Annotated in this window: 29 protein-coding genes, 1 tRNA gene and 2 riboswitches; of the genes, 20 read left to right on the top strand and 10 right to left on the bottom strand. The window is 52.5% G+C overall.

The window, feature by feature from the left end:
• Nucleotides 1-29 precede the first annotated feature (29 nt).
• Nucleotides 30-203, bottom strand: a complete 174-nt coding sequence (locus tag ABCO64_RS00755; RefSeq protein ID WP_253458586.1) for a hypothetical protein — start codon at nucleotides 201-203, stop codon at nucleotides 30-32.
• Between the two features lie 155 nt (nucleotides 204-358).
• Here ABCO64_RS00755 and ABCO64_RS00750 point away from each other — a divergent pair, with 155 nt between their 5' ends.
• Nucleotides 359-1,363, top strand: a complete 1,005-nt coding sequence (locus tag ABCO64_RS00750) for a DHH family phosphoesterase (RefSeq protein ID WP_253458584.1) — start codon at nucleotides 359-361, stop codon at nucleotides 1,361-1,363.
• 89 nt (nucleotides 1,364-1,452) lie between these two features.
• Here the strand turns inward: ABCO64_RS00750 and ABCO64_RS00745 are convergent, their stop codons facing one another.
• Nucleotides 1,453-2,175: a type III secretion system chaperone family protein gene (locus ABCO64_RS00745; protein ID WP_253458582.1), complete on the bottom strand. Its 723-nt coding sequence runs from the start codon at nucleotides 2,173-2,175 to the stop codon at nucleotides 1,453-1,455.
• Nucleotides 2,176-2,231: 56 nt separating this feature from the next.
• Between ABCO64_RS00745 and metG the strand changes: the two genes are divergently transcribed.
• Nucleotides 2,232-4,232 (top strand): methionine--tRNA ligase, encoded by a 2,001-nt coding sequence (gene metG, locus ABCO64_RS00740; protein WP_253458579.1) that lies wholly within the window; start codon nucleotides 2,232-2,234, stop codon nucleotides 4,230-4,232.
• Here the strand turns inward: metG and ilvA are convergent, their stop codons facing one another.
• On the bottom strand, nucleotides 4,233-5,432 hold the full coding sequence (ilvA, locus tag ABCO64_RS00735) for a threonine ammonia-lyase (protein WP_253458576.1): 1,200 nt from the start codon (nucleotides 5,430-5,432) through the stop codon (nucleotides 4,233-4,235). It abuts the gene before it with no gap.
• Between the two features lie 137 nt (nucleotides 5,433-5,569).
• Here ilvA and ABCO64_RS00730 point away from each other — a divergent pair, with 137 nt between their 5' ends.
• Both ABCO64_RS00730 and ABCO64_RS00725 read left to right on the top strand, forming a co-directional pair.
• Nucleotides 5,570-5,752: a hypothetical protein gene (locus tag ABCO64_RS00730; RefSeq protein WP_253458573.1), complete on the top strand. Its 183-nt coding sequence runs from the start codon at nucleotides 5,570-5,572 to the stop codon at nucleotides 5,750-5,752.
• A gap of 198 nt (nucleotides 5,753-5,950) precedes the next feature.
• Nucleotides 5,951-6,841, top strand: a complete 891-nt coding sequence (locus ABCO64_RS00725; RefSeq protein ID WP_253458570.1) for an Rpn family recombination-promoting nuclease/putative transposase — start codon at nucleotides 5,951-5,953, stop codon at nucleotides 6,839-6,841.
• A gap of 411 nt (nucleotides 6,842-7,252) precedes the next feature.
• On the opposite strand, the gene ABCO64_RS00720 is transcribed toward ABCO64_RS00725, so the two are convergent.
• Both ABCO64_RS00720 and ABCO64_RS00715 read right to left on the bottom strand, forming a co-directional pair.
• Nucleotides 7,253-7,327 (bottom strand) — tRNA-Arg (locus ABCO64_RS00720).
• Nucleotides 7,328-7,359: 32 nt separating this feature from the next.
• Nucleotides 7,360-7,527, bottom strand: coding sequence for a hypothetical protein (locus ABCO64_RS00715; protein ID WP_343089165.1), 168 nt, complete (start codon nucleotides 7,525-7,527; stop codon nucleotides 7,360-7,362).
• Nucleotides 7,528-7,638: 111 nt separating this feature from the next.
• Between ABCO64_RS00715 and ABCO64_RS00710 the strand changes: the two genes are divergently transcribed.
• From ABCO64_RS00710 to ABCO64_RS00685, 6 genes are all read left to right on the top strand, one after another.
• Nucleotides 7,639-8,124 carry a ferritin gene (locus ABCO64_RS00710; protein WP_253458564.1) on the top strand — a complete coding sequence of 162 codons (486 nt, stop codon included), beginning with the start codon at nucleotides 7,639-7,641 and terminating at the stop codon, nucleotides 8,122-8,124.
• A 75-nt stretch (nucleotides 8,125-8,199) separates the two neighbouring features.
• On the top strand, nucleotides 8,200-10,644 hold the full coding sequence (locus ABCO64_RS00705) for a heavy metal translocating P-type ATPase (RefSeq protein WP_253458561.1): 2,445 nt from the start codon (nucleotides 8,200-8,202) through the stop codon (nucleotides 10,642-10,644).
• A 190-nt stretch (nucleotides 10,645-10,834) separates the two neighbouring features.
• Nucleotides 10,835-11,308, top strand: coding sequence for a hypothetical protein (locus ABCO64_RS00700; protein ID WP_253458558.1), 474 nt, complete (start codon nucleotides 10,835-10,837; stop codon nucleotides 11,306-11,308).
• 99 nt (nucleotides 11,309-11,407) lie between these two features.
• Nucleotides 11,408-11,472, top strand: a riboswitch (Fluoride riboswitch).
• 10 nt (nucleotides 11,473-11,482) lie between these two features.
• On the top strand, nucleotides 11,483-12,367 hold the full coding sequence (locus ABCO64_RS00695; protein ID WP_253458554.1) for a prenyltransferase/squalene oxidase repeat-containing protein: 885 nt from the start codon (nucleotides 11,483-11,485) through the stop codon (nucleotides 12,365-12,367).
• Nucleotides 12,368-12,376: 9 nt separating this feature from the next.
• A complete protein-coding gene (locus ABCO64_RS00690; RefSeq protein WP_253458551.1) occupies nucleotides 12,377-12,781 on the top strand; it encodes a hypothetical protein in 405 nt (134 codons plus the stop codon).
• Nucleotides 12,778-13,431, top strand: coding sequence for a helix-turn-helix domain-containing protein (locus tag ABCO64_RS00685; RefSeq protein ID WP_253458549.1), 654 nt, complete (start codon nucleotides 12,778-12,780; stop codon nucleotides 13,429-13,431). Before ABCO64_RS00690 ends, ABCO64_RS00685 begins: the two co-directional genes overlap by 4 nt.
• Before the next feature lie 207 nt (nucleotides 13,432-13,638).
• Here the strand turns inward: ABCO64_RS00685 and ABCO64_RS00680 are convergent, their stop codons facing one another.
• A complete protein-coding gene (locus ABCO64_RS00680; protein WP_253458547.1) occupies nucleotides 13,639-14,076 on the bottom strand; it encodes a hypothetical protein in 438 nt (145 codons plus the stop codon).
• A gap of 192 nt (nucleotides 14,077-14,268) precedes the next feature.
• A riboswitch (Fluoride riboswitch) is annotated at nucleotides 14,269-14,330 on the top strand.
• A 67-nt stretch (nucleotides 14,331-14,397) separates the two neighbouring features.
• Here ABCO64_RS00680 and ABCO64_RS00675 point away from each other — a divergent pair.
• Complete coding sequence (locus ABCO64_RS00675; protein ID WP_253458545.1) at nucleotides 14,398-16,191, top strand: dynamin family protein; 1,794 nt, start codon at nucleotides 14,398-14,400, stop codon at nucleotides 16,189-16,191.
• A gap of 51 nt (nucleotides 16,192-16,242) precedes the next feature.
• On the opposite strand, the gene proS is transcribed toward ABCO64_RS00675, so the two are convergent.
• Genes proS through ABCO64_RS00660 form a run of 3 tightly spaced genes read right to left on the bottom strand, consistent with a single transcriptional unit; the run spans nucleotide 16,243 to nucleotide 19,106 of the window.
• Nucleotides 16,243-17,670, bottom strand: a complete 1,428-nt coding sequence (gene proS / locus ABCO64_RS00670) for a proline--tRNA ligase (protein WP_253458543.1) — start codon at nucleotides 17,668-17,670, stop codon at nucleotides 16,243-16,245.
• 10 nt (nucleotides 17,671-17,680) lie between these two features.
• The gene (locus tag ABCO64_RS00665; RefSeq protein WP_253458541.1) at nucleotides 17,681-18,265 is read right to left on the bottom strand and encodes a stage II sporulation protein M; all 585 of its coding nucleotides are present in this window, start codon (nucleotides 18,263-18,265) and stop codon (nucleotides 17,681-17,683) included.
• Entirely contained in the window at nucleotides 18,258-19,106 is an 849-nt protein-coding gene (locus tag ABCO64_RS00660; protein WP_253458539.1) for a DUF63 family protein, read from the bottom strand. The genes ABCO64_RS00665 and ABCO64_RS00660 overlap by 8 nt, the downstream gene beginning before the upstream one ends.
• Nucleotides 19,107-19,119: 13 nt before the next feature.
• On the opposite strand from ABCO64_RS00660, the gene ABCO64_RS00655 reads away from it, so the two are divergent.
• Nucleotides 19,120-20,199 carry an NAD(P)-dependent glycerol-1-phosphate dehydrogenase gene (locus ABCO64_RS00655; RefSeq protein ID WP_253458537.1) on the top strand — a complete coding sequence of 360 codons (1,080 nt, stop codon included), beginning with the start codon at nucleotides 19,120-19,122 and terminating at the stop codon, nucleotides 20,197-20,199.
• Nucleotides 20,200-20,204: 5 nt separating this feature from the next.
• Nucleotides 20,205-20,654: a UPF0179 family protein gene (locus tag ABCO64_RS00650; RefSeq protein WP_253458534.1), complete on the top strand. Its 450-nt coding sequence runs from the start codon at nucleotides 20,205-20,207 to the stop codon at nucleotides 20,652-20,654.
• 110 nt (nucleotides 20,655-20,764) lie between these two features.
• On the opposite strand, the gene ABCO64_RS00645 is transcribed toward ABCO64_RS00650, so the two are convergent.
• Nucleotides 20,765-21,643, bottom strand: a complete 879-nt coding sequence (locus tag ABCO64_RS00645; protein WP_343089164.1) for an ADP-ribosylglycohydrolase family protein — start codon at nucleotides 21,641-21,643, stop codon at nucleotides 20,765-20,767.
• Nucleotides 21,644-21,693: 50 nt separating this feature from the next.
• Here ABCO64_RS00645 and ABCO64_RS00640 point away from each other — a divergent pair, with 50 nt between their 5' ends.
• From ABCO64_RS00640 to ABCO64_RS00610, 7 genes are read left to right on the top strand one after another with little or no spacing between them, the layout of a single operon-like run.
• Nucleotides 21,694-21,960, top strand: a complete 267-nt coding sequence (locus ABCO64_RS00640; protein WP_292616769.1) for a UPF0058 family protein — start codon at nucleotides 21,694-21,696, stop codon at nucleotides 21,958-21,960.
• Between the two features lie 7 nt (nucleotides 21,961-21,967).
• Nucleotides 21,968-23,536, top strand: coding sequence for a tRNA uridine(34) 5-carboxymethylaminomethyl modification radical SAM/GNAT enzyme Elp3 (locus tag ABCO64_RS00635; RefSeq protein WP_253458528.1), 1,569 nt, complete (start codon nucleotides 21,968-21,970; stop codon nucleotides 23,534-23,536).
• Nucleotides 23,533-24,690 carry a DNA primase small subunit domain-containing protein gene (locus tag ABCO64_RS00630; RefSeq protein ID WP_253458525.1) on the top strand — a complete coding sequence of 386 codons (1,158 nt, stop codon included), beginning with the start codon at nucleotides 23,533-23,535 and terminating at the stop codon, nucleotides 24,688-24,690. The genes ABCO64_RS00635 and ABCO64_RS00630 overlap by 4 nt, the downstream gene beginning before the upstream one ends.
• Entirely contained in the window at nucleotides 24,687-25,301 is a 615-nt protein-coding gene (locus ABCO64_RS00625; protein ID WP_253458522.1) for a hypothetical protein, read from the top strand. The genes ABCO64_RS00630 and ABCO64_RS00625 overlap by 4 nt, the downstream gene beginning before the upstream one ends.
• A gap of 37 nt (nucleotides 25,302-25,338) precedes the next feature.
• Complete coding sequence (locus tag ABCO64_RS00620) at nucleotides 25,339-25,617, top strand: 50S ribosomal protein L44e (RefSeq protein ID WP_253458519.1); 279 nt, start codon at nucleotides 25,339-25,341, stop codon at nucleotides 25,615-25,617.
• An 8-nt stretch (nucleotides 25,618-25,625) separates the two neighbouring features.
• Complete coding sequence (locus tag ABCO64_RS00615) at nucleotides 25,626-25,814, top strand: 30S ribosomal protein S27e (protein WP_253458516.1); 189 nt, start codon at nucleotides 25,626-25,628, stop codon at nucleotides 25,812-25,814.
• Between the two features lie 7 nt (nucleotides 25,815-25,821).
• Nucleotides 25,822-26,595 (top strand): translation initiation factor IF-2 subunit alpha, encoded by a 774-nt coding sequence (locus ABCO64_RS00610; RefSeq protein ID WP_253458515.1) that lies wholly within the window; start codon nucleotides 25,822-25,824, stop codon nucleotides 26,593-26,595.
• Nucleotide 26,596: the final 1 nt, after the last annotated feature.

Genomic DNA, 26,596 nt, shown 5'->3' with positions numbered 1-26,596 from the left:
CTCGTTTTGCCCGATTCTCTAGGAAAACCCTATATTTCATGGAGCACCAGAGTCCCTTTCTTCTTTCGCTCCTGGTACCCGGCAATCAGGCTAATCTCATCATCATCCGGCTCAATCTCTCCAATGAGCCGGGTGTCTATGATACTTTCAATCTTCTGAAGGAGAAAGAGTATATCATTAATATCATTTTTTACTTCTGCCATAACCATTCATCAGCCTCAGTAAATTTACTTCTTCCTGAGAAATCTTACAATTGCCCACATAACAATACAGCTGGTGACACCTGATCTCACCTCCCATCCCTCCCCCCTCACCGCCACCGCCCCCATTTATCACGCAATGGAACAGATACATATCCATGAGATGGCCTTTTGGCAGTGCAGGCAGAGGAGAAAAGAAGCAGGGGCCAACCCTTGAGGAGCGGGTGCGGGAACGGATGCCGGAGATCATCCACCTGACGCACAACGACCTTGACGCTGCCGGAGCAGATGCAATCCACAGGCGTGTCTATGGCCATGACGAGGTCTTTACCATCTTCTCGCCGGTCGGCAGGTTTGTCAAAAACCTCAATACGCTGGCAAACATCCCCGGCAGGGGCAATATCATCTCCATCTCGGATCTCGGGTACCAGAAAGGAGTCGACGAGGCTGCCCGCCGCGCAAAAAAAGCCGGCTGGCAGATTATCTGGCGCGACCACCATCGCTGGAAACAGAACGAGATCGACGAGATCAGAAAGTATACCGGGGAACTCACCATCGACACCTCCACCTGCGGTTGCGGGCTTGTCGCCCGGGCAATTGCAGCCGACGATCCGGTATCTGTTGAGATTGCGAAGGTCGTCTGCGACTATGATCTCTGGAACCATACCGATCCGAGATCCGCAGTCCTTGGCCAGATCGGATCCATCAACAAAAACCTCCGGCCGCTCCGGGACCGCCTGGAAGCAGGCATCTTTTCAGACGACTGGATCAGGACAACGTACCACGCCATTGAAACAGAACGAAACCTGGCTGTCGCAAAGAGCATCAGGAAGACAAAAGTCAGGGAAGGGCGGTTTCGAATCGCCTTTGCACCTCTCTACAACTATCCAAGCGAAACAGCAGCTGCCATCCGGGATTCATTTAATACCGATATTGAGGTTATCGTCTCTGACAACGGCCGTTTCTCTCTCAGGTCAGTTCCGCCGGTCTCCCATCTCATCGCCGCCGAGTTTGGCGGCGGAGGCCACCCAAACGCTTCCGGCGGGACATTTCCCTTCACATTCAGGGACAAAATATCCTTCTCCCTCCTTGGGAGGACAGCCCACTTCGATCAGTTCGTGAATGTGGCCGAAACCCTCAGTCTCAAGGATGAAAGCCGGTGACGTGACTTTCTGATCCCTCTTTTGCCCTGGATCCCCACGTGCTCTGGCTCCCCACTGGCCCTGGATTCTCACGTGCCTCGGATTCCCACTTACCTTGGGATGTACGACCCGGCAACCAGAGCACTCCAGTACCGGGTGCGGTTCTCTGCCGGTGCAAACCCTCCGGTCATGATATTATCTGCATCCACAAGCTCCAGAGCCTGCCTGAGATCGGCTTCGCCCGCATCCACCACGATCACCTTCCGGACCGAATAGGATCCCATCAGCTCCTGCAGGAGCGGGAGCCGTGAAGGCGGCACTGCAATATCCCTCTGAACCTCAAGCACTTTTTCCAGGCCCTGCTCAGTTGGTACAGGCAGGTACCAGAATGCACGCCTGCCATTGATCAGTTCAAGCTCAAGAGAGGTCGGCACCTGGGCAGAGAGAATGACATGGCCATAGACTCCTGCATCCCGCATCATCCTGAGAACCTGCCGGTATGCCATCACCTGGTCTTCATCCGGATCATCACAGAGTGCGGCAGCTGACGGCAGGGACCACCAGCAGTCCCTCTTCATCGACAAAACAGTCCGGATATCCTCTAGTATATCATCTGCCGGCGCATCAGGGAGACAGGCTGCAGCAGCACGCTCATGGTAAAACCACCCTCCCGCTGCAGGCAGATCGATCTCTTTCTGTGGCCTGAGTGTCTCTGTCAGGTAGTAGGTGACCAGGTCACCGCCAATCCCTGCGCGTTCACCAGCCCATGCTGCAAGAGCGGAGACGGACGGTGGAGAAACCGCGGATCCGAGTCCGCGTACAGGGATCATCATTCGCTTCGCCATAACTCACACTGTATTTATACGATCCGGGTGCAAAAAGCATAACGATGAGTGGCAAACCGAAACTGGTCACCTGTGGTCTTCCGTATACCAATGGATTATGCCACATCGGGCACCTGAGGACGTATGTGCCCGCAGACTGCTATGTCCGGTATCTCCGGCGGGCCGGTGAAGATGTCCTCTTTATCTGCGGTTCAGACAACCATGGGACACCGATCGTCGTCTCTGCAGAAGAAGCCGGCACAACCCCCCGTGAACTATCCGAGCGTTACCATACCCATTTTAAGGAAACCTTCGAACGGATGGGTGTCATCTTCGATCACTTCGGGATGACGGACAACGAAACCAACCACGCACGGACACAATCGATCATCAACAGGCTGACCGATGCCGGCTATGTCTACTCGGAGATCGTCAGCCAGAGCTACTGCACCTCCTGTGAACGATTCCTCCCCGATCGGTATGTCGAAGGAGACTGCCCCCACTGCGGCAAACACGCCCGCGGGGATGAATGCGACCAGGGATGCGGCCGACACCTTGAACCAGGCGAGATCGAAAACCCCACCTGCACCACCTGCCATACCAGGGCAGAGATGCGGCAACAGGAGCATTATTTCTTCAGGCTGAGCAGATTCCAGGATTATCTCCTGGATTATCTCCCCAATTTGAAAGGAACGATCAATGCCCGGAACTATGCCATCGGCTGGATCGAGAACGAGCTTCGCGACTGGTGCATCACACGCACCCTGGAGTGGGGTGTCCGCTTCCCTGGAAACGAGGATCTCGTCGTCTATGTCTGGGTTGATGCGCCAATCGGCTACATCTCGTTTACCGAAGAGTGGGCAGAGAGCCACAATGCCGACTGGACGCAGTACTGGTGCGGCGATGGGGACGTGACGCACTTCATCGGATCAGATATCATCTACCACCACTGTATCTTCTGGCCAGCCCTCCTCCATGCGGCAGGGTATGGGACCCCCGATGCCGTCGTCGCATCAGGCATGCTGAAAGTTGAGGACCAGAAATTCTCAAAATCACGCGGCTATGTCGTCTGGGCAAACGAGGATTACCTTGATGTCGGCCTCCCCTCAGACTATCTCCGGTACTATCTCCTCAGCTATACAAGCCACACAAAAGAGCTGAACTTCTCCTGGAAGGCATTCCAGGAACGGGTGAACAACGAACTCGTCAATACCCTTGGAAACTTCATCTACCGGTCACTGTACTTTGCCGAGGCAAAACTTGGCGGTATCCCGGCAACTCCGCCTGCAGCAGAGATTCTTGACGAGATCGGGAAGAGCAGGGAAACAATTGATGAAGCCTTCCGTGCATTTGAGTTCAAATCCGGAGTTGACGGCATCATGGCGCTGGCGACCTTTGGCAACAACCATATCCAGAAGAACGCTCCCTGGAAGCTGATAAAGGACAATAGGGAAGCTGCGGAAGCTGTGATTGCCGACTGCCTGCAGATCGTCAAGGCACTCTGTCTCCTGATCGAACCGGTGATGCCCGACTGCGCCCGGCGGGCCTGGGAGATGCTTGGCTATACAACACCGCTTACTGATCATACCCTTGATGAGTGTACTACTCAACTCTCAGGCGTCACCCTTCAGAAAGCGCAACCGCTCTTTGCACGGATTGAGAATGACCAGTACGAATCTCTTGAATCAACGTTTGCTGCACGGGTAGAGGCGGCAAAGAAGCGGGAACAGCCGGAGAAAGAAGAGATTCCGACAGTGCCAGTCGATCTGTTTGCACAGCTCGATCTCCGGGTGGGCAGAATCCTGGCAGCCGATCCCATCAAAGGCTCAAAAAAGCTGTTGAAGATGAGGGTTGATATCGGCACCGAAGAGCGGCAGGTTGTGGCAGGGATCGCCCAGTTCCACGACCCAGCGCAACTCAATGGATCCCTTGTCGTCGTCGTCACCAACCTCGAGCCGGCAACAATCTTTGGTGTCGAGAGCAGGGGCATGATCCTTGCGGCAGGCGATGAAGCAGCGCTCCTCATCCCGAACCGGGACGTTCCTCCCGGCACAGGGGTCAGGTGATCACCTCAGGGCATATCCGGCACCAGCAAGCATTGATCGTATCCTCTGCTGATGATCTGCCCCGCGGGTCTCGATCTCGATCTCCACCCGGATCTCGGTCGGGTGGAGCCCCTTCTCATCCCTTTTATGGATGAGATCCATAATATTTCCACCTGTATCTGCTATTATTCCAAGCATACGTGCAAGGGAACCGGGAGAATCGCTGATGACAACCGAGATCCACATCGCCCGATCCCGCCTGAGCTGGGCCTGGTGCATCACCCGGGAGAGGAGCCCGAGATCGATGTTGCCTCCCGAGAGCACCAGCACAATCCTGCTTGCCGGGGGAAAAACTGCTTTTCCTGAGAGGAGAAATGCAAGTGCCGCCGAGCCCGCCCCTTCCACGACCAGGTGCTTCCGTTCAAGAAGAAGGAGTATCGCCTGTATCATCTCCTCTTCGGTGACGGTATACATCCAGTCAACATATTTCTTCATCAGGGTGAACGATTCCCTGCCCGGCACCGGAACTGCAATCCCATCTGCAATTGTCCTGCCGGGGCTGACCGCCTCCCTGCTGCCAAAGGTAAATGCCTGGTATGCAGCGTCGCTTGCATCTGACTGGACACCGATGATCCGGGTCTTCTCCTGAACTCCTTTGATGGCGGTAGCAATACCAGCAATCAGGCCTCCGCCGCCAACCGGAACAATCACATAATCAACACCCGGCAGATCGGAAAGGATCTCACACCCGATTGTCCCTGCTCCGGCTATTACATTTGGATCATCATAGGGATGAATAAAAAAGAGGCCTCGTTTTTCAAGTTCACCCGCATACCTGATAGATTCTTCCAGGTTTCGCCCTGCAAGGACGATCTCAGCACCGTAGCCCCGTGTCGCCTCTTGCTTGGCAACAGATGATCCAGCAGGCATCACAATGGTTGCCCTGGTACCGGCACTCCCAGCAGCAATTGCCACTCCCTGTGCATGATTGCCTGCGGATGCAGCAACCACGCCGCCTTTACTGATGGCTTCCCTGTTCTGCAGAATCGAATGGACAGCACCCCTCACCTTGAACGAACCAGCTTTCTGGAGGGTCTCAAGCTTGAGGTACACCTCGCACCCGGTCATCGTGGAAAATGTCGGCGAATAGACAAGCGGTGTCCTGTGAATATAGGGTTCTATCCTTTTCCGTGCAGCAGCGATATCCTCAGGCGTGAGCATACGTCTGGATATACCTTGAAGCAGAAAAGGCATTCGTTTCTTCAGGAAAGGCCTGGATCCGGATCCATTAAGAAAGCGCCACTCAATTGACAATTCTGCCATAGGGCTGGCAGACTGCCAGTAGCAAGTTCGGGCGAGTGCCGTTCCTAAGTATCGTTGTCAGCCTCCATCTCATAACGGATGAAGTGGTCAAAAGGTCTCTTATCAGCTTCAGGAGATTCACCCGCTTCTCTTCAACCGGCATGTGGTGGAAGGCAGGCGAGCTTGTCGCAAGAACAAAATGGCGGGTGAGCCTGTTGCGAGCGGCAATGATCTCCTGAAGGTGCTATCGTCACCTGGATATGTGATTCTACGCGATCAGGTTCAGCCATCTTTACTTTCGCCCTCCGCTCAAGAACATTATAACGCGATCTGACAGAATACTTCATAATCAGTGCTTTGCATTCCATTCCTGCATCATGGAATGAGAATAATCCTTTCGCTACTGATGCAATGGTTCAGCAGGAGTCATTTGGAGTGTGAACAACATCTCAGATTCAGATCACCCGTATAAACGCCTCTTCAGCCACAAAGAGATGATGGCAGATTTTATTACCGGCTTTCTTCATCCCGACTTTGCCTCAGCCTGCGACTTTCAGACACTGAAGCGGTGCAATGGCAGTTATGTGACCGACGATCTCAGGGAGCGTGAAGATGACCTCATCTGGAGTGTCAGGTATGGTGACCGGACTCTGGTTATCTACCTGTTAATAGAATTTCAGTCAGCACCTGATCCGACAATGCCGGTTCGGATCATGTCATATATGGCACTCCTCTGGCAGGATCTGATCAGAACCGGCCAGATTTCATCCAGGGGATCACTGCCGGGGATCATTCCGGTTGTGCTCTACAATGGTGAGATACCATGGACAGTTCCTGATGATATCGGGGCGAGCATCCTGATGCCGGATCCGGTGCTCAGGTTCAAGCCGTCGGTGCCATACCTGGTGGTTGACGAACTCCGGCTATCGGTCCATCATCTTGTTGAGGTACGAAACCTTGCAGCCAGCCTCTTTGGCCTTGAGCAGTCATCTGGAAGTGAGGATCTCTTCCGGCTTGGGAGACGGCTGAATATTTGGATGAGGAAGAACCCGGATCTCGATCCATTGCGCCGGGATTTCTCATTATTCTTTGAGAATACCTTAAAGACAGATGAAGATAAACCACTACCAAATCCGTTTTGTGGGGATATCATGTTACAAGAAAAGGTCAAAAGATGGACAGCAGAGCTGAAGGAAGAAGGAATAGCCGAAGGGGTTGTTAAGGAGCGCCGTACACTCCTCCGCAGGATGAAGGCATTTGGGATGTCCATCAGTGAGATCTCAGAGGTCACCGGATTGCCGGAAGAGGAGATTCGCCACCTGATCTGAAACGGTTTTGATTCGGGTCTGATCCAGGTCTGAGCCACTTTATTCTCCACAAACGATCCTGCTTCTACTCCCTGTCGGTGGCAGAAGCCTGATATGGATCTCCTCTCCCCCTGATGACCTCACTTTTTGAGCGAGGTGCCATATCCTTCCCCACCCATTTTGTATTCCTACACTCCCTCTTTTCTTTCCATATCATTTTGTCTAACAATAATGAATTCTGTCTGGAATCTTAAAAGAAGACAGTACCTGCTCTGCATCAGTCTTGCAGCCAGGGCGGATAATTGGCTCAGAATTGGCATGTCTCTCCGTCTTCATGGGGATATGAAGAATACTGGTCACCCTCTGGTTGGCAGCTATACCAACGCAGAGACTAAATCCGTATACACCTTCTCCAATCAAAATGAAAAGAAGCGGGCCTGGGGGGATTCGAACCCCCGACATTCGGGTTAGAAGCCCGACGCTCTATCCTGGCTAAGCCACAAGCCCGGAAGGGTTATATTAGTATGTTCTCTATGGTTTTATTCTTTATTGTCTCTCTGATGCCTGCCCAGGCAGGATCCGAATCCTGATCCGGATCCGGGCTTTCTGCGGTCTTCCCGGAAAAACCTGTTATTCCGTATCATGGTCAGAAGAGAAGAGAGCATATCACCTGACCCCCGGCTGCCACCGGCTCTGCCTGTCACCATTTCTGCCTGTCACCTGATCCATTCAATTTCAGCTATCGAAACCCTTAACAATACAAAAATTACATCCTCTCCTGTTGCCGCAGTGCGGCAGATGAACATGAGGTGAATAGCATGATAGGAAATAAGATGGAAGACCTAATCAACAACCAGATCAATGCGGAACTGTACTCATCGTACCTGTACCTCTCCATGTCTGCATGGTGCACCAAAGAGACATGGAATGGATTTGCCCACTGGCTTCGCCTTCAGGCACAGGAGGAACTTGAGCATGCAATGAAGTTCTATGATTATCTCAACGAGCGTGGAGGAACAGTTAAACTTGCTGCAATAGATGCTCCAAAAGCAGAATGGAAAGATCCGCTTACCCTTTTCAGGGAGGTATATGCCCATGAGCAGAAGGTCACGCAGATGATCAACACGATGATGGCAGAAGCAATCAAACAGAAAGACTATGCCTCGGAGATCATGCTCCAGTGGTTTGTCTCCGAACAGGTTGAGGAAGAGGCAAACGCCTCAGAAATCGTCGCAAAACTTGAGAAGATCGGGGACTCAACCGGCGGGCTCTTCCAACTCGATCACCACCTTGGAAAACGTTGAATGGCCCATAACGTATCATAATACTCCCCATCTCCTTTTTAAGTTTTCAGAACTACCTATCACCGGGAGATATGTATGGATGGACAAAACGCCATTACCGCTGATCTCGGAATCAGCGGGATGCACTGTGCAACATGTGCAGGAACAATTGAGAAAGCCGTTGGTGTGCTTGATGGCGTCTCTCATGCGTCAGTGAATCCTGCCTCTGAAAAGCTCAGGATCACATTTGATCCCAATCAGGTTACTATACAGTCGATAGAGGATGCAATTAAAAAAGCAGGCTTTGATCCCGTCCCTGAAAAACTCACACTCCGTATCAGCGGCATGACCTGTGCAATGTGTGTACAGGCAATCGAAAAGACCCTGAAATCCCTTCCCGGGGTTTCCGCGGCATCAGTCAATCTCGGGACCGGGCAGGCGCACCTGGCGTTCTATCCAGACATCCAAACAGTTGATTCCATCAGACAAGCAGTTCGTGATGCAGGCTATCAGGCAACCGGCCTTGAAGGGGATGATGCATCCGGGCTTTATGAGGAGGAGGCTGCCCGCGATCTCCGTAATAAACTTCATAGATCCATCATCGGGTTTGCAGTTTCGGCTCTTCTCATGCTCCTGATGCACCTTCAGCCTCCACTTCCCCTTCCCATGCCGGTTCTCCTGTTTCTCATCACAACCCCCTTCTTCCTCTACCTGGCATACCCGATCGTTTTTGCCGCAGTCCGCTCCCTCAGGCATGGTATCCTGGATATGGATGTCATGTACTCCCTTGGTATCGGAACAGCGTATGTAGCCAGTGTCTTTGGCACATTTGGCATCTTTCTCTCAGCAGACTTCATCTTCTTTGAGACAGCAGTCATGCTCACAGCCTTCCTCACCCTTGGCAGGTATCTTGAGGCACGGGCAAAAGGAAAGGCTGGCGAAGCCATCAGGGCGTTAATCAGCCTTCAGCCAAAGAAGGCGATCGTCATCAGGGAGAAGACAGAGATCGAGGTGCCACTGGAGGAGATTGTCCCCTATGATCTCGTCGTTGTCAGGCCGGGAGAGGCGGTACCAGTTGATGGTGTGGTCATGGACGGTGAGAGCCATGTTGATGAATCCATGGTGACTGGAGAGCCCATCCCGGTCTTTAAAAGCAGGGATGCAACCGTTATAGGCGGAACCATCTCGACAACCGGGGTACTGACTGTCTGTGCAACCCGTGTCGGCAGTGATACGGTCCTTGCACGGATTATCAGGATGGTCGGGGAGGCACAGGCAAGCAGGCCAAAAGTCCAGCGTATTGCAGACCGGGTCGTCTCCTACTTCATACCGGTCGTTCTCAGCATTGCAGTTTTTGCCTTTCTCTTCTGGTATTTCATCGCTGGATCGCCTCTCCTCTTTGCCGTGACCGCACTCATTGCTGTGCTGGTTGTTGCCTGCCCCTGTGCTCTTGGTCTTGCCACTCCCACCGCCATCACCGTCGGGGTCGGCCGTGGCGCAGAACTTGGTATCCTGATACGAAATGGCGAGGTACTGGAACGATCAGGGACAATAACAACAGTGGCGATTGATAAAACCGGCACCCTGACCGCAGGCAGGCCGGTGGTGACCGATACCATACCATACTCCTGCACTGAGGAAGAACTCCTCTCATCTGCAGCCTCGGTTGAGAAGCAGTCTCTTCACCCCCTTGGCATGGCAATCATGCACGAAGCAGAACGAAGAGGGGCACCCATCCAGGAGGCCACAGGCTTTGAGACCTTCGGAGGCCTTGGCATCAGCGGCTCTGTCAATGGCGTACCTGTTCTCATCGGCAACAGGGCCCTCTTTGACAGCCGATCCATCCAGATCCCAAAAAGTGCGCTTGGTGCGATTGTCAGGTCCGAAACTGACGGGAAGACTGTTGTACTGGTTGCCATGAATCGCGGGTATGCCGGCTGTATTGCGATCACCGATCCCCTCAAACCGACATCAGCTGCTGCGGTTTCAGTCTTCCAGGATATGGGCCTCCAGGTTGTCATGATCACCGGGGATAACCAGCACACCGCCCAGGTCATCGGGGAGAGGGCAGGTATCAGGCGGATACTTGCAGGTGTGCTTCCGGGAGAGAAGGCTGGCGAGGTATCCAGGCTCCAGGAGCAGGGTGAGGTGGTTGCATTTATCGGGGATGGGATCAATGATGCCCCGGCTCTTGCACAGGCCGATGTCGGGATTGCAATCTCCGGAGGAACAGATGTTGCAGTCGAGAGCGGGGGCGTTGTCCTTATCCATGACGATCTGATCGATGCGGCTGCAGCCATCCAGCTTGCGCGTAAAGTGATGGGACGGATACGGGGCAACCTCTTCTGGGCCTTCTTCTATAACATTCTCCTCATTCCTATCGCAGCAGGTCTCCTCACCCCGTTCTTCGGGGTCACGTTCCGGCCCGAATATGCAGGACTTGCAATGGCTCTCTCCTCTGTCACAATCGTCTCGCTCTCACTCCTCCTGCGAGGGTATAATCCCCCTGCTCTCCAGGCGAGGGAGATACCTGACCAATAAACTTTTTCCTGCCTTTTTTCATGGCTTTCTCGCCTCCCCGCATGGTATGACTCGTACCTTTATCTTGTTTCAAAACAGAGATGTAACATAATCTGGGATCCCCCTCCTGCATGAGGGGGCGTGTGGAACCGGACGATACCGGCCGAGATGAGCCTGCAGAAAAGAAGTTGTCGAGTCCGGAGAATACACAATGGGATATCGTACACATGCACGCCACACCACATGCCCCGGGTGTCGTGAAGAAATCTATATGGAAGAGCTGGTTGGAGGGAACTGTCCACTCTGCGGCTCCCCGGTTGAAGAGCTTGAGGCTCAGGAAGAGCCGCTTGAGTATGATGATCTATTTGATCGATCTGAACTGTCATGGCTCGTTCTCCAGTACTTCCTCTTTAAGAAGTTCGAGGATGCCGGAGCAAACCCGCTCCAGGTCTTCCGCCTGCTCTCATCAGTTGAGGAAGATGGGGAGATAGTCCCGGCACTCAGGGAGAAGGAACAGCTCACCTATGAACTGGACGCTGAACTGTCCCGTATCGAGCGGTTATTCCCGAAGCGGTGCAGCTCATGCCGGAAGCTCTTTGTCAGGAATGCAGCAAAGAAGATCTCGGGCGATCTCCTCAAAGGCGGGATGGCTGTAGCTTACCTTTGCCGGAGATGCCAGGGATAGAAGGGAGCATACGCTTCCCTTCGCCAATCATCAGGAAGATACTACATATCATTTCGTGTCTGCAAACAGCGCACCACGGAACCCCCCATCACCTGCTCATGTGAGTATGGCGATGAAGTCCGCCACAATCGCCCGTTCAGCTGGCTAATGACTTCTACTTTCTCTAGAGGGTAGATGAAGCCGATGATCGACACGATAGAACAAAATGCCAAAACAACCCGCTATATTCTGAATAGGCGGTGCAGAGATGGCGGTTACTGCTTTTATAGGCTGAATGAGCCGAATGTAGCTGATACATTCTATGCTCTCGCCTCGCTTCAGATGCTGGATGCACTTCCGGAAGACGATAACGCGACAATCTCGTTTCTTCACTCATTTCAGAAAGAGGATGGGAGTTTCTCAAATGTGTTTGTCGGGTGCCGGGCAATTGCTGGTCTGATCATCCTTGGGGATCAGCCACAGAGAGATCCAACAGACTGGATCATCTCTTCGCTTGGGCCACCACAAGATGGTATCCGGCCAATCGAATCGTCTTCACGTTACTGTCAGATGTACCTTCTCACAGATTTATGCCGATCTCTTGCTATCAGGGCAACCGGACCGGTTCGTGAAACCATTATCAACACGATCCTTTGGAATGTACATCTGGAGGGGGAGGCCGGGTTCCAATCTGCAACACTGACAGACACCTCCTATGCCCTCTCAATACTTGTGAATCTTGGGTATCCTCTTTCGTCAATTCGCTCCAGTTCCTGTATCAGATGCTTCGAAGACCCGGAATTTGGGTTTCTTGTGGTGCCTGGTATATATCCGCCGTACTTAGAGGATATTCATGCCGGGGTTCTTGTATCCTTCCTGCTTGGATACCACCCGGCATTTCTCAGGAGTTGTGAAGCGTTCATCATGAGGTGTGTTCATCAGAGTGGTGGCTATGTCAGATCCATCTTTGGCGGTTCGGCAACTCTTGAGCATACCTATCTTGCGCTGGATGCGATGAGGATGATTGGGGGGATTCGAAAGAACAATATTGGTTGTACCTCCTATCCGGGAACTGCATGAAGAGGTTGTATGAATATGGGCATGATAGTACTCTCCCCCCATTCTGTCGGGGCAGAAGGGCCTGCTGATCAGCATACCTTTTTGGATCCTGGAAAAAGCCTTAATCTCTGGAACCGGACCAATTTCAAACCCCATTGTTTCCATTGCCTGAATCAGGGAATCGCAACAGAAGAAACGATTACTATGCACCTTTCTGGTATTTCCAGGTATGAACCTGCTCTGCATGCTTCTGAAAAGCCCATCAGTACTGAGTCGGCTGTGTATCTTCTGCGGGAGATCGCATGCACCCTCCCACTGGTCTCAACTGATGAAAGCCGCCGTTTCCTAAAGAGGCGTACCCGCCATCTGTCTGTTTGGTTGCAGAACGCACGTGAGGCTCTCTCTGATAACGATATGGAGACATTTATTCCATGAAATCCCCGGTCAAAGCTCCCCTGATGCGTATTCTGCTCGATGGCAACTCACATCGTGAGATCGACCTTGCTACCGGTGTTGGTTTTACGAAGGTGGCAACTATTCGAAAGTGGCTTGATTCGTTTGAACGTGCCGGTTTCATCACAAGAGAGAAGAACGAGGGTGCGTCTGGGTATTCCTGTCGGCTGAATTGCAATCGTGAGACAATAATGAAGATATATAATTATCTGGAATTTCAGCATCTCCGACCCGATATCCGGAATAAACCGTGGTTCTGTCCGCTCTTCACCCGTCAATTTGAAGCCCTGCATGGGGAACTGCCGGATCTGATCGATGCGATGGTCCGGGCATCACACACGTTCTTTGAAACAATCTGCCACCTGGAATCCCCGGCAGAAATTGAAAAGATATACAGGCAGACACTTCTTGTGAATCAGCTTGCCGGCTTTTCCAGCCCTGAGTTTGATGAGATCTGCATATATTATCAGATCTTTCTGCATAGTGTCATCCGGGATATCAGGTACGGAGGCCTTGGGGAAGGGTTTGCAGATGTCCTTGGTATGGTGCAGCATGCACTATCCAGGAGCGCAGCTGAATTTGAAAAGCAATACACAAACGATCCAAAGAAACCGTCTGGAAATAAAAAATAGTGGATGAACACTCGTACCTCTTCATATGCAAGTATTGCAGCTGGCGGCTTCATCGGGGCATTCAGCAGTCAGACCCTTCTCTTCGTTGGAGTTTGAATTATTGGAGCATCTACCACTTTCTCTATGTTTGGAATTATGGTGCCAGACAGATCAGATCATTGATACAGGCTATGCAGATCTCGTCTATTACCGTACCAGGGAATTGAATCATTCCCTGAAAGCCTGACTGCTTTCGTCTTCAAGGTGTTTTTTAAGGGACCTGGATGGTACCTGAAGATCACCTGCGATCTGCTCAAGGCGGGGTTCATGGCTCGCCAGGACTGTGCCGTACCCCCGCATGTACTGTGGCCTGAGCTCTTCAGCCATGCAGTCGATTACACTGAGTCTGCTCAGAACTGCCTTTTTCATGGATAATCCCAAAGGCTCACAGGAGATCCCCTCCTCATCAGCTATGGTGACGAGCCGGGAGCGAAGATCGGTGCAGTATTCCATGATCACCTCTTTCTGCAGAGGTGACAGATCCATACAATACCTGGAATATGAACTGGCTGATCCCGTTCCATTCAGGATCTCTTCAATCTCGCACAGCTTCCCGAAGATGTGCTGACAGGTAATACGAAAGTGGCGTGCCTGGTTCTCATTCATTGTACAATGTCTGCTGTTGTCTGCCAATGGAATCACCTGATAATTACCGGATTGCCGCGCGAGCCGGGGATCTCCTGCACCCAAATCGCCACTGGCTGATCAGAGATGCTGGCGTGCCTGGACAAAAAAGTTTTCTTTTGCTTGCAATTGCCCGATAAACAAAGAATTAACTATCTTCCAAACTAACTATAGTCTTTACCAGGTGATGGAGTTCACCGCTAACTGCCTTTTGTGCTGATAACTCCTGTTCATCCGAATACCAATTACTCCAACTGAAGATGCAATTTTGACATTCGCATGAAAACCGGAGGAGATACAGTAATGGATAGTACATATATATCGGTTCCAGAGAATCTGGAAGAGATACTAACCGACCAGCAACGCCGCCTGGAGGCAATGGGGCACTGCTGGCTGCCCTATGCAGAGCGGCTGCGTGAACTCGATACGCGCCTTGTAGAAGGCAGATTTCACCTTGCAGTTCTTGGCCAGGTCAAGCGAGGCAAGAGTACGCTTTTAAATGCGCTGATCGGAGATGATGTTTTGCCAAGCTCTGTTATCCCACTCACTGCTCTTCCTACGTTTATCCGGTATGGCGATCAGCAGAAGCTGCGTGTTCGGTTTCTCGATGACAAGCCTGAAATTGAACTGAAGGGTGCGTCAGCCCGGTGGCTGAACGATCAGCTGATGCAGTATGTCAGCGAGGATGAAAATCCAAAGAATTCGAAAGGCATACGCGAGGTTGAGATCGATCATCCAGGAGAGCTGCTCCGTGATGTGGTCCTCATTGATACCCCGGGCATCGGCTCGATTTACAGGCACAATACAGAAGCGACGATGAATTTCCTGCCGCAATGTGATGCATCACTCTTTGTTATCTCTGCTGATCCTCCCATCACCGAAGTTGAGGTTGAATTCCTCAGGGAGGTGAAAAACCGTGTTGGTTACCTCTTCTTTGTTCTCAACAAGGTGGATTATCTCAATGAGACCGACCGGGTGAAGGCTCTTGACTTTTTCCGCACAATACTGGTTCAGGATGCCGGAATTGATCCTGATACGCCGATCTTTGCCATATCCGCACGGAAAGGACTTGAGGCAACGCTCTCCGGGGATTCTGCCCTCTGGGAGACGAGCGGGCTCAAGGCGATTTACACTCATATCGCCAGCTTTCTGGCTCATGATAAAAATCGTGTCCTGAGAGAGGCAATCGGTACAAAAGCATATGATATCTTCCGGGAGATCCACCTCCAGCTAAGCCTTGAGAGAAAGGCACTTGAACTGCCGCTTGCCCGGCTTGAAGAGAGGCTTGCACTATTTGACCAGAAAATCAACGAAATTCAGGTCAGGAAGATACAGGCCATGGATATTCTTGCTGGCGATCACAAGCGTGTGCGTGAACTGCTTGAGACGCATGTCAGAGACCTCTCCTGTCCACTGCGTGCAAAGCTCACCTCGGTTGCGGAGAATGCCATTGTACACTCAACAGACGATCCTGACAATGCAGCAGAAGAAGCTCTTGCTGCTATCATCCCCGGATGGTTTGAGCACGAACTCGGTGAATTAACCGGGATCATGGACAGGGAGATCAAAACGCGCCTGAAAGAGCATCAGGTACAGGCAGATTCCCTGGTCGAATCCATCAGGAAAGCAGCAGCAGATCTCTTTGATATTCCATACCATGCCCCTGATGGCGAACGGGTATACACACCTGTAAGACGGCCGTACTGGGTGAGTCGTACATGGGATCGGACCTTCTCCCCGGTTCCTCCCGGCGTATTCGGGAGACTGTTACCAAAGGCAGTTTTGGAGAAACGTGCCCGGGATCGTGCAAAGAGGCATATTGAATCGCTGCTGGTGCAGAATCTTGAGAACCTCAGATGGGAGACGATACAGAATGTTGATTCAGCATTCAGAAAATTCAGCACCGACTTTGAGACGCATCTCTTTCAGACAATCGAGGCGACTCATGGTGCTATCTCGGCAGCATATGCGGAAAGAGAGAAGCATGCAGATACTGTTGGCCTCAGGCTGGATGAACTGGATCGTGCTATAGAGGAGATCCAGGAGACGATCCGCACCTTCGATATCGCCAGACCAGAAACCGGCTCATGGCAATAGGTTAAAAAAGCGATTCTGGAGTCCGGCCTGGCCAGAATCCAGCAGGTGCAGTCAGTATGACCGCCCGATCAGGGCGGCTGTACCCTCTTTTCCACAGATCAGGCAGCCGGATCCATCAATACCCTCTGTGTGAGGTCCCCTGAGCTCTGATCCCAGAAGGGCTGCATCAGTCTCTGCCTCGATTGTGTCTGCACAGGCCCGTTCCCCGCACCATGATGCAACAGCAACACCAATCCGGACGGCTTCCTTCACCTCACCGGACGTCTGGCAGATGGTTATCCGTCCTGCATTTGCTTCAGCTGCACGCTCTGCAATTGTTCTCCCAAACTCCTCAAGGAGAGGTGCAACTTCAGCAGCGGATCGGATCTGCTTCTTCTGCTTGAAACGGTCGACTGCCATGATTGTCCCAGCGTCAATATCCCGGGGTCCGATCTCAAGCCTGAGGGGAACGCCATGCAGCTCCCAGTGGTAATATTTTGCACCCGGTCGCATATCGCGGGTATCCAGCTCCGCCCGGATGCCGAGTGCCTTCAGCTCGCTACGGAGCGCCTCTGCAGCACCCATCACCTCATCGCCCCGCTTCCCGATGATTATTGGAATAATAACCACCTGCACCGGTGCGACAAGAGGCGGCAGCACAAGGCCTGTATCATCGCCATGGACCGAGATGACAGCAGCGATACAACGCTCAGAAATGCCGTAGCAGGTCTGGTAGGCGAGCTGCTGCTCTCCGTGCCGATCCTCATACCGGATATCAAAAGTCCTTGAGAAGTGGGTGCCGAGATGGTGCGCAGTACCTATCTGGAGTGTCCTGCCGTCAGGCATTATTGTATCGACTGCAATTGTATAGTCTGCGCCCGGGAATTTGTCCCAGTCCGGCCGTTTTGAGATGAGAACCGGAACGCCCAGGTCGGTATAGAACTGTGTGTAGAGCCGGATCGCCTCCTCAACCTGCTCTGCAGCCTCTTCCCAGGTACAGTGGACGGTATGGGCCTCCTTAAATGATGTGATCTCCCGGAGCCGGATCAGCGGCCGTGTATGCTTTGTCTCATACCGGAAGGTATTGACCACCTGGTAGAGCTTCAGGGGGAGATCAGCATGGGATCGAATCCAGAGAGCATACATCGGGTAGATGCTGGTTTCACTTGTTGGCCGGAGTGCAAGCCGGACATCAAGTTCTGAGAGCCCTCCGTGCGTTACCCAGTAGACCTCCTCTTCAAACCCCTTGATATGTTCAGCCTCTTTATTGAACTCATGATCGGGGATCAGTAGCGGAAACATCGTCTCCTGGTGATCTTCATCCAGGATTGCCCTGAGCCTGTTGTAGGTATTTTTCCGGATAGCAAACCCGTGGGGATACCAGACATACAGTCCCTTGACAGGATAGCGGACATCCATGATCCCGGCGCGCCTCAGGATCTCATTGTACCATGCGCTAAAATCAGCAATTGGCGGGAGTGCATCCGTCTTTTCTTCCATAATATGCCACCTAAACGACCAGTACTATGACAGCCGGTGTTATAAATGCCTCCATGAAGGCTGCAATGACAAGGAGCGGTATGACGGTTTTACAGAAGATCAGCGAATACCGAGCAGCTTCAGCCGCAGCATCACCGCCCTCATACAGCTCCCGCTGGACTGCGCCTGCAAGAAGAAACCCAAGCCCTCCTGCTATGAAGAGTGCCGGGAGCTCAAAGATACCATGGGGGGCAAGAGCGGCAAGTATATAGAGCCCTCCAAGCTCTCCACCGGCAATCTTTGAAACAGCACCAACAACGAGTCCATTTGTTGCCAGCACAAAGACTGTCACGATCCCAAACGTCACTCCTCCGAGGAATATGATTGCGGATGCCTGCAGGTTATTGATAAAGAGCAGCAGTGCAATCATTCCCGGGCCTTCCTTCATCATCTCCTCAATGTCGAGCGACTCATGGAGAATACTCATGAAGGTTTCACCGCTTGCCGGGTCATAGGCAACAATACCTGCACCGACAGCAGCAGATGCAATAAAGATGAGTATTGCAAAGAGAATGGATTTTCCAAGCTGCTCTGGATAACCCGGTGTTTCAGACATGGATCACCATCCTCATCATGCCACGTATGCCAGGCGCCATCCCGACAACGATCATCGCAAGCAGCAGCAGATACCAGAGCCCGGAATCGCCATTCTCCCTCCTGTACATCTCAAGAATATAAATTCCAGGGATGAGGACGGCAAGTTTGAGCGGGAACATCGAAAAAGCCGTTCCGCTCCAGTCGATGAGTGCAGCGCCGACGACATGCTGTTCAATATACCGTATCGGGTGGAAATCAATCCCGTAACTTGTTGCGCTTGCATCAAGGAGATGGCCAAAGATCAAAATGCCATAGAGCGGATTGCTGACATACTCCCACCTGAGGAGATACCGGATGGCTGCAATCGTTGCCAGGGTCGTCATGGCTGCCATGACGAGGATGATCACCATGACAGGGATGTCAACGACTGTCTGCGTGACCCCCCACCAGAGGAGAAGGCAGAATGCAACCAGTGAGTAGAGCGATCCGAGAAGGGCATATGGGGTGAGATAGCTCTTCGTAAAGCCGGCTTTTTCGAGCTGGCCCGAGAGGAGCAGCGAGATGACTGTTATAAAGAAGATTGTGAAGAATATAAGGGGTGTAATCAGCAGGAACCGGTAATCGGATTGAATCATCCCGGTATCCTCGATGACACGGATCAGTCCGCCAAGTACAACGTAGGGGATTGTTGCCTTTACAAAATCCGCATTGATCACAATCCCTCTTTTGGTTAGCCACATGGAAACGAGGAAGACCGATATAATCAGAATTAGGGCATATGTCAGGGTGTCAACCAGGGTATATGCCTCCCCATACCGGATAGGATCAATGTAATATTTGTATATGAAGTCACTAATCATGATTTGATCTCAAATGGCCCCTGATAACTTCAAGATACTCAAGAATAAAGTTTTTGATAAGTCGAAATGGATGCAGCTGCCCCGGGATGTCGTCATCGGCCATGATGCCCTTGACCAGGTGCCGCGGGTGCTTGACGATCTGGCGCTTGGGAGTTCCATCCTCCTCCTCTCCGGCCCGATAACCAGTGCCACCGCCGGAAAACGCGTGGCTTCTCTCCTTGAAGGCCGTTTTGACATTACACCCTTTATCACAGACCGGATCGATCCCGCAACAATCAGGTCGGTTGAGGAGGCTGGTGGTGGTGCTGATATCATTGTCGCAGTCGGAGGCGGCCGTGTTATTGACTCCGCCAAGATTGCATCGTTTAACCTGGACTGCCAGTTTGTCAGCATCCCGACTGCCGCCTCTCATGACGGGATCGCCTCTTCACGGGCATCGGTTCCGACAGAAGAAGGGAGTTCCTCGCTCGATGCCCATCCCCCGGTTGCCGTCATCGCTGATACCGGCATCATCGCAGAAGCCCCTCACCGGCTCCTTGCCTCAGGATGCGCAGATATCATATCAAACTATACAGCAATCCTCGACTGGGAGCTGAGCAGCCGTCTTCGTGGTGAGCGTGTATCAGAATATGCAGTCGCCCTTTCAAGGATGACTGCTGAGATCCTGGTAAATGATGCCCACCTGATCAGGCCCAACACCGAGGAGAGTGCATGGATTGTCACAAAAGCGCTGGTATCGTCTGGAGTTGCGATGAGTATCGCGGGATCATCCCGTCCCGCAAGCGGTGGGGAGCACAAGTTTGGCCACGCATTGCAGGGGCTTGCACAAGGAAAGATACTCCATGGAGAAGCATGCGGGATCGGGACAATCATCTCCATGTACCTTCATGGAGGGGACTGGCGGGGAATCCGCGACTCGCTGAGAAAGATTGGGGCTCCCACCACACCTGCTGACGTGGGTATTCCTGATACTGTGGTTGCAGAAGCTCTGGTGAGGGCAAAAGAGATACGTCCTGAGCGCTTTACGATCTTTGACATGGGCATCACAGCTGAATCTGCTGCGTCGCTTGTCCGGATGCTCTATATGGAGTGATTGGTATGGCTGAGTCAAAAAACCGGGTTACACTCATTGGATCAAAACTCGCAAAACCAGGCATGGAGTTTGTCTATGTCGGGGCTGTTGAAGACTGCACGGTCTGCAAAGTCAAAAAAGCATGCCATACGCTTGTTGAAGGGAGAAAATACCGGGTCACCAGTGTCAGGCCGACAACCCATACCTGCACAGTCTTTGCAGACAATGTCAGGGTGGTCGATGTTGAGGATGCCCCGGTTGTGGTGCTCATCGCAGGTGAGATGGCAATCCCAAACTCCCGCTTTGTCTATGAATATATCTGCAATCGTGAAGACTGCCGGAGCTATGATCTCTGCCACCCGGACGGGGTAAATGAAGGGGAGAAATACACCATCACGCAGGTGCTTGGGAATGCACCTGATGAATGCCTGCGGGGAAGGCGCAATCTCAAGCTGGTGGAGATCCGCCCCCTCTAGCCACTTTATTCACAATACCCAGGACCGCCTCCTCCCGTTCCCGTCTCCGAATTCATTTTTTTTGGGCAGATCCAAAACCCTCGCAACAGACCAGACTGGTACATTACTGCCTACTTCTGCCCGGCATTCCAGACCTTCTCTTCAAGCAGGAGGAGTTCCTCTGCACCCTCGAGATCTGCGATCCAGACTCCAGGTATCCCGGCAAGGCCAAAGGTTGCCCCCCCGAGCGCGCCGCAGATCGCAGCAACAGTGTCGGTGTCTCCGCCAAGTGCTATTGCCCTCTGTATCATCTTTGGATATGTCGGCTCTTCCATCCAGCAGGTGACAGCGGCATGGGTTGTGTCAAGTGCATCCAGTGAGGGAACAAGCGGGGTGCTGGAGAGGCGGGCCAGCCTCCTCCTCACCTCAGGGCTTGTACATGATTCAAGTGCATGAAAGAACGCCTCCTCCCGTGTACCGCCGCGGCAGAGGATCGAGATCATATGGTTCACCGTTGTGGAACAGGCGATTGCAACCGGGTGTGTATGGGTGACTGCAGCTGCAATGGAGCTCATAAGCACCACATCAGGCGGACGGTAAAAGATCCCAAGCGGCGCTCCCCGCATCACCGCCCCGTTTGATCTGCTCTCTTTTGGCACGCTCTCTCTTGCTTTTGCCGGATCAACACCGCGTACGACTGCTTTGAGAACAGCGCTGCTCGTCGGCCCGAAATACTCGGGATGCAGGAGATAGATCTCTACCAGGCGGTGAAGAAAATCAGCTGCCTCGAAACCGCGGCATGTGGCAAGTGTCCTGGCAAGCGCGATCATCTGGTGCGTATCGTCTGTGTACTCGCCTTTTCGGGTCGAGAAAGGGCCCCCAGAAGCCATTCTTTCAGGTATTTGTGCGACAAAATCGCTTCCTTCAAAGGGCGCACCCATTGCGTCCCCAATTGCCGAGCCAATGATTGTACCGGGTATGCGCGTGAATTGGAATATAAAGATCGCCAATAAATTATATCATGATACTCATTAGAGAGTCTTCTGTCAAAGGTGATAGGGTGCAGAAAGAAGAACTTATACATCTCCATATGCTTATGGTCACCGTAAAAAAATATTACGAGACCGTAACCGGTGACGCTGTTTCAACAAACAAATACGACTCTCTCCTCATCTCTCCCGTTCATATCCACAAAAACAAAAACTCCCACAAAGAGGCTCTTCTTACATTGGCTGATGAGATTGTTGAGAGACTTCATTCACACTCCGGACAATTATCCCCGGAATACCAGGGAAAAACCTCTTTTCCCATCGCGGTAAAACCCTGACCCTTACATGGACGAATACACTGCTTACCGGGAAATAATTTCCCGGCTCTCTTCTACTGATTCTCCCGAAGATATCCAGAAGATCAAGCAGGCTGTCTGTCGCCGCTACAGGCTTGCGGTCTTTCCGAAAAACTCTGCTATTCTGGCATGTGCAGAACCCCATGAGCGTGAGCAGCTTCGCAATATCCTTGTCGTCAAGCCAACCCGAACGCTCTCCGGGGTGGCACCCGTTGCGGTGATGACCTCTCCGCACCCCTGCCCGCATGGCATCTGCCTGCCCTGCCCGGGAGGCCCGGATCATCCGTTTGCCTCCCCGCAGAGCTATACGGGTGAAGAGCCTGCGGCACTCCGGGGGCGGGAGCATGGGTATGATCCCTATGCCCAGGTACAGGCACGCCTCTTTCAGTTTTATGAACTGGGCCATCATGTCGATAAGGCCGAGCTGATCGTGATGGGTGGAACGATCACTGCCCGTGATCCTGCATACCAGGAGTGGGTTGTTACCTCCTCTCTCTGTGCCATGAACGACTTTCCGGATCAGGGAAAAAAAGATTGCAGCTTCCTGGAAGCTGCAGCGGCAAACGAGTCCTCCCGTGTCCGCTGTATCGGGATAACATTTGAGACACGCCCGGACTGGTGCAGGAGAGAACATATCGAACGGATGCTCTCCCTTGGCGTCACAAAGGTTGAGCTTGGGATCCAGCATCTAAACGATAGTATACTCGACTATAACCGGCGTGGCCATTCTGTTGCCGATACCATAGCGGCAAACTGCCTTGCACGGGACGCCGGCCTCAAAATCGGGTTCCACATGATGCCAAACCTTCCGGGAAGCGATAGAAAGACCGATGAAGAGGTATTTCGGACGCTCTTCTCGGATCCGTCCTTTCAACCTGATTTTCTGAAGATCTATCCAACGCTTGTCACCCCGGGTTCAGAGATCGAAGATCTCTACAACCGTGGGGAGTACAGGCCATATACTGAGGAGGAGCTGATCTCCCAGGTTGCCTATGCAAAAGCGCAGCTCCCGGAATATACCCGGCTTCAGCGTGTCCAGCGTGAATTTCCGGCACGGCTGATTGTTGCCGGGTCACGGCATGGAAACTTCCGGCAGCTGGCGCAGGCGCACCTGGAGAGCCTTGGAAGGCGATGCCGGTGCATCAGGTGCAGGGAGATTGGGCGGAGTCCGGATCCCGGTGAGGGTGAGATACGGGTTGTATCCTATGATGCCTGCGGGGGCACTGAGTTCTTTATCCAGGCAGAAGCGGGGGACTCCCTGATCGGGTTTGTCCGTCTCCGGTTCCCGGGGTCGGTCTTCTCACCGGAACTGGATGGTGCTGCTCTCATCCGTGAGCTGCATGTCTATGGCCAGATTGTGCCGCTTGAGCAGGAACCTCATGGAGCCGAGATGCAGCACCGCTCCTATGGGAGGATGCTTCTCAGGAGAGCAGAGGAGATCGCGTCTGAAGCCGGGTATGACAGGATTGCGGTGATGAGCGGCATCGGTGTCCGCCCCTATTACCGTAAGCAGGGATATCTGCGAGCAGGTCCATATATGGTGAAACAACTCTCATGAAGCCCGCAACAATAGAGTTTCTCAGGAACCGGTTCTCTGATTACTATTCCGGGAGAATCAGGATGACAGCACCTCTCCGCGTACCGGAGGCGCTCGACTCACGGGAGTGGGGTTTCATGTTCTTTGGAACAAAAAGCACACCTGGTATGCGGCGCCATCTTTCTTTTCCAGGCCCGGAGGATCTCTACTCGTACCTCCGGTCGATGACACCCGCCCATGTCTTCTATTCGACTGCCTATTATGAACACCCGGCTGCACCGACAATGGAGGAGAAGGGATGGAGCGGTGCGGATCTCATCTTCGATCTTGATGCCGATCATATCATGCGCGGACCCTATGACCAGATGCTTGCACGTGTCAAGACAGAACTTCTGAAACTCATCTCCATGCTCAGCAATGAATGCGGAATCGATGCAAACCGTGAACTGTCGGTGGTCTTCTCAGGAGGAAGGGGGTATCATATTCATCTCCATTCGCTTGCGATGCGGTCATGGAAGAGTGCTGAGCGGCGGGAACTGGCAGATTATGTCTGTGGGACAGGCCTCTTTCTGCCGGCTGTCCTTGCAGATGCAAAACGGCCTGATCGCGGCTGGAGGCTCAGGGCAAAAAATGCGCTCCGTGCAACACTGACCCACCTCCAGTCCCTTCCCCGTGATGACCAGGCACGTCTCATCTCCTCTGTTGCGGGGGTCTCAAAGGATGGTGCGGAAAAATTCATAAAACGGCTTCCCGGTCTTATCCAGTCGCTTGAGTACGGTGAGTTTGGATCCTGCATTCATGATCCGGTCATTCTCTCAATGGCTTCTGACCAGGACAGCCTCCTTTCCCAGGAGATTGCAGACCGCGCAGCGCTTGCGGATGAGCCGGTGACAACCGATATCAAACGGCTTATCCGCCACCCGTCATCTCTCCACGGGGGAAGCGGGCTCCGGGTGACGCCGCTTGCAGTCCGTGAGATCGATGAGTTTGATCCCCTCATCGATGCCGTTGTCTTCTCTGATCGTCCCGTCCGTATCGAATCATCTTTTGAGACATCAATGCCAATGCTTGGGAGTAGTTATACGATATCAAAAGGTACAAACACTGTTCCCGAGGCACTTGCGGTCTTTCTCTGCGGCCGCGGGATAGCAGAGCTGGTGGGGGATGGAAATTGAGTATAACCTTTGATCGGATCCGATCCATTCTCTTTGAGGAGAGGGCAAGCGGGACGCTGACTGAGATCCCACCGGATCTCTACCGGAAGGTGCATGATGAGATTGAACGGATGTACCGTGAACTCTATGATTCCGGTGATCCCCTCTCGGACCGGTCACAGGATATGATCCGGCAGATAGAGAGTTTCAAATCATATATTCAGGAGATCTTTGTAATCAGAACCGGCAGGATCATTGAGCTTGCAATGGCAAAGGGCAATGGCGACACAATCGATCGCGAGGTGAAGCGGATGATGGTTCCCGAGGAGCAGGCTCTCTTTGATGCCGTCTCCGGTGCCGTCTCGACAGCAAGAGGAAGCCTGATCGATCAGCGGACACGAACAGAAAAACTGGTCTTCGAAACCCCATCTGAAGACCGGGTGGAGGCTGCAGACGATGATTCGTCGCATGGCCTGATGGCTATCCGGCTCATGGAAGCAGTCGAGCCGTTCATGGGATATGATGGCAGGACATATATGCTTGAGAACGAGGATGTCGTCTTTATCCCATCCCCCAATGCGAAGGTCCTCTGTGACCGCAACATAGCCTTAAATATAAGGATTCGCAAATAAATATGGTATTCGGGTTCCGGAAAAAGAGGAATTTTTCATGAAAAGACCAGGCAAATTTAATACATATTGTCCGTTCTGCAGGACACACACAGAACATGAGATCGAGAAAGTGAAGAAGGGTAAAACCACGGGTCTTCACTGGATCGACCGGCAGAAGGCACGCAGGTCAACTGTTGGGAATATGGGCAAGTTCAACAAGGTTCCTGGTGGCGACAAGCCAACCAAGAAGATCAATGTCAGGTACCGTTGCGGCACATGCAAGAAAGCCCACCTCCGAAAGGGGTACCGCATCGCCAAGTTCGAACTGACGGAGTGAGTGATAGAATGGTTCAGTTAAACCGTGAAACCCGGAGCAGGTTTGTCAGGGTAAAATGCCCTGACTGCGAGAATGAACAGGTAGTCTTTGAGAAAGCAAGCACTGCTGTTGACTGTATCGTCTGCGGGCATGTCCTGGCAGAAACAACCGGCGGCAAAGCACTGATAAAGGCTGAGATCGTAACTGCATTTGAGTGAGTATCTGATGAGTGAGAGGAACTGGCCCGAGGATGGAGAACTGGTCGTCTGCACAGTTGTTGATGTCAAGGACTTTGCAGCGTTTGTGACCCTGGACGAATATGGTGCACGTCCGGGTCTCATCCCGATCTCCGAGATTGCGCGTGGATGGATAAAATATATCCGTGACTATATCCGTGAAGGACAGAAAGTTGTCTGTAAGGTCCTTCACGTCGATACTTCCCGTGGGCATATCGACCTCTCATTAAAGGATGTAAACGATCACCAGCGTCGCGAGAAGATCCAGGAGTGGAAGAACGAGCAGAAGGCCCAGAAATGGATAGGGTTTGCGAGTGAGGCTTCCGGTGTCGATCCCGCACGGATCACCGAGATACTTCACTCTGAATATGCCATGCTCTATCCGTTCTTTGAGGATCTTGTCGTGATGGGCGATGAGATAACAAGCCGCTTCGATCTGCCCGAATCTGCTGTAAAGGCGCTGGTTGAGGTTGCACATGATAATGTCAAGGTCCAGAAGGTGATGATCTCAGGCATCATCGATATGATGTCAGACAAGCCCGATGGGGTCAACGTCATCAGGCGCGCACTCAGGAGTGCTGAGACAAAACTGCCTGGTGTTGAGGTTGAAATCACCTACCTTGGTGCTCCACGGTACCAGATCAAGGTCACCGCTCCTGATTACAAGGTGGCCGAGAAGGCGATCGAGAAGGTTGCTGCAAATACCATTGGTGTTGTCGAGCGGGCAGGCGGAACCGGAAAGCTGATCCGGAAACAGAAATAAT

The sequence above is a fragment of the Methanocalculus natronophilus genome (assembly GCF_038751955.1).
Lineage (GTDB): Archaea > Halobacteriota > Methanomicrobia > Methanomicrobiales > Methanocorpusculaceae > Methanocalculus > Methanocalculus natronophilus.
This window is presented reverse-complemented; position numbering and strand designations above follow the sequence as displayed.

What these genes read in the sequence shown, in the direction of transcription:
- ABCO64_RS00755 (WP_253458586.1), bottom strand. Translation starts at nt 203, where the DNA reads ATGGCAGAAGTAAAAAATGATATTAATGATATACTCTTTCTCCTTCAG.
- ABCO64_RS00750 (WP_253458584.1), top strand. Translation starts at nt 359, where the DNA reads ATGAGATGGCCTTTTGGCAGTGCAGGCAGAGGAGAAAAGAAGCAGGGG.
- ABCO64_RS00745 (WP_253458582.1), bottom strand. Translation starts at nt 2,175, where the DNA reads ATGATGATCCCTGTACGCGGACTCGGATCCGCGGTTTCTCCACCGTCC.
- metG (WP_253458579.1), top strand. Translation starts at nt 2,232, where the DNA reads ATGAGTGGCAAACCGAAACTGGTCACCTGTGGTCTTCCGTATACCAAT.
- ilvA (WP_253458576.1), bottom strand. Translation starts at nt 5,432, where the DNA reads ATGCTCACGCCTGAGGATATCGCTGCTGCACGGAAAAGGATAGAACCC.
- ABCO64_RS00715 (WP_343089165.1), bottom strand. Translation starts at nt 7,527, where the DNA reads ATGGTGACAGGCAGAGCCGGTGGCAGCCGGGGGTCAGGTGATATGCTC.
- ABCO64_RS00710 (WP_253458564.1), top strand. Translation starts at nt 7,639, where the DNA reads ATGATAGGAAATAAGATGGAAGACCTAATCAACAACCAGATCAATGCG.
- ABCO64_RS00705 (WP_253458561.1), top strand. Translation starts at nt 8,200, where the DNA reads ATGGATGGACAAAACGCCATTACCGCTGATCTCGGAATCAGCGGGATG.
- ABCO64_RS00700 (WP_253458558.1), top strand. Translation starts at nt 10,835, where the DNA reads ATGGGATATCGTACACATGCACGCCACACCACATGCCCCGGGTGTCGT.
- ABCO64_RS00695 (WP_253458554.1), top strand. Translation starts at nt 11,483, where the DNA reads ATGAAGCCGATGATCGACACGATAGAACAAAATGCCAAAACAACCCGC.
- ABCO64_RS00690 (WP_253458551.1), top strand. Translation starts at nt 12,377, where the DNA reads ATGAATATGGGCATGATAGTACTCTCCCCCCATTCTGTCGGGGCAGAA.
- ABCO64_RS00685 (WP_253458549.1), top strand. Translation starts at nt 12,778, where the DNA reads ATGAAATCCCCGGTCAAAGCTCCCCTGATGCGTATTCTGCTCGATGGC.
- ABCO64_RS00680 (WP_253458547.1), bottom strand. Translation starts at nt 14,076, where the DNA reads ATGAATGAGAACCAGGCACGCCACTTTCGTATTACCTGTCAGCACATC.
- ABCO64_RS00675 (WP_253458545.1), top strand. Translation starts at nt 14,398, where the DNA reads ATGGATAGTACATATATATCGGTTCCAGAGAATCTGGAAGAGATACTA.
- proS (WP_253458543.1), bottom strand. Translation starts at nt 17,670, where the DNA reads ATGGAAGAAAAGACGGATGCACTCCCGCCAATTGCTGATTTTAGCGCA.
- ABCO64_RS00665 (WP_253458541.1), bottom strand. Translation starts at nt 18,265, where the DNA reads ATGTCTGAAACACCGGGTTATCCAGAGCAGCTTGGAAAATCCATTCTC.
- ABCO64_RS00660 (WP_253458539.1), bottom strand. Translation starts at nt 19,106, where the DNA reads ATGATTAGTGACTTCATATACAAATATTACATTGATCCTATCCGGTAT.
- ABCO64_RS00655 (WP_253458537.1), top strand. Translation starts at nt 19,120, where the DNA reads ATGGCCCCTGATAACTTCAAGATACTCAAGAATAAAGTTTTTGATAAG.
- ABCO64_RS00650 (WP_253458534.1), top strand. Translation starts at nt 20,205, where the DNA reads ATGGCTGAGTCAAAAAACCGGGTTACACTCATTGGATCAAAACTCGCA.
- ABCO64_RS00635 (WP_253458528.1), top strand. Translation starts at nt 21,968, where the DNA reads ATGGACGAATACACTGCTTACCGGGAAATAATTTCCCGGCTCTCTTCT.
- ABCO64_RS00630 (WP_253458525.1), top strand. Translation starts at nt 23,533, where the DNA reads ATGAAGCCCGCAACAATAGAGTTTCTCAGGAACCGGTTCTCTGATTAC.
- ABCO64_RS00620 (WP_253458519.1), top strand. Translation starts at nt 25,339, where the DNA reads ATGAAAAGACCAGGCAAATTTAATACATATTGTCCGTTCTGCAGGACA.
- ABCO64_RS00615 (WP_253458516.1), top strand. Translation starts at nt 25,626, where the DNA reads ATGGTTCAGTTAAACCGTGAAACCCGGAGCAGGTTTGTCAGGGTAAAA.
- ABCO64_RS00610 (WP_253458515.1), top strand. Translation starts at nt 25,822, where the DNA reads ATGAGTGAGAGGAACTGGCCCGAGGATGGAGAACTGGTCGTCTGCACA.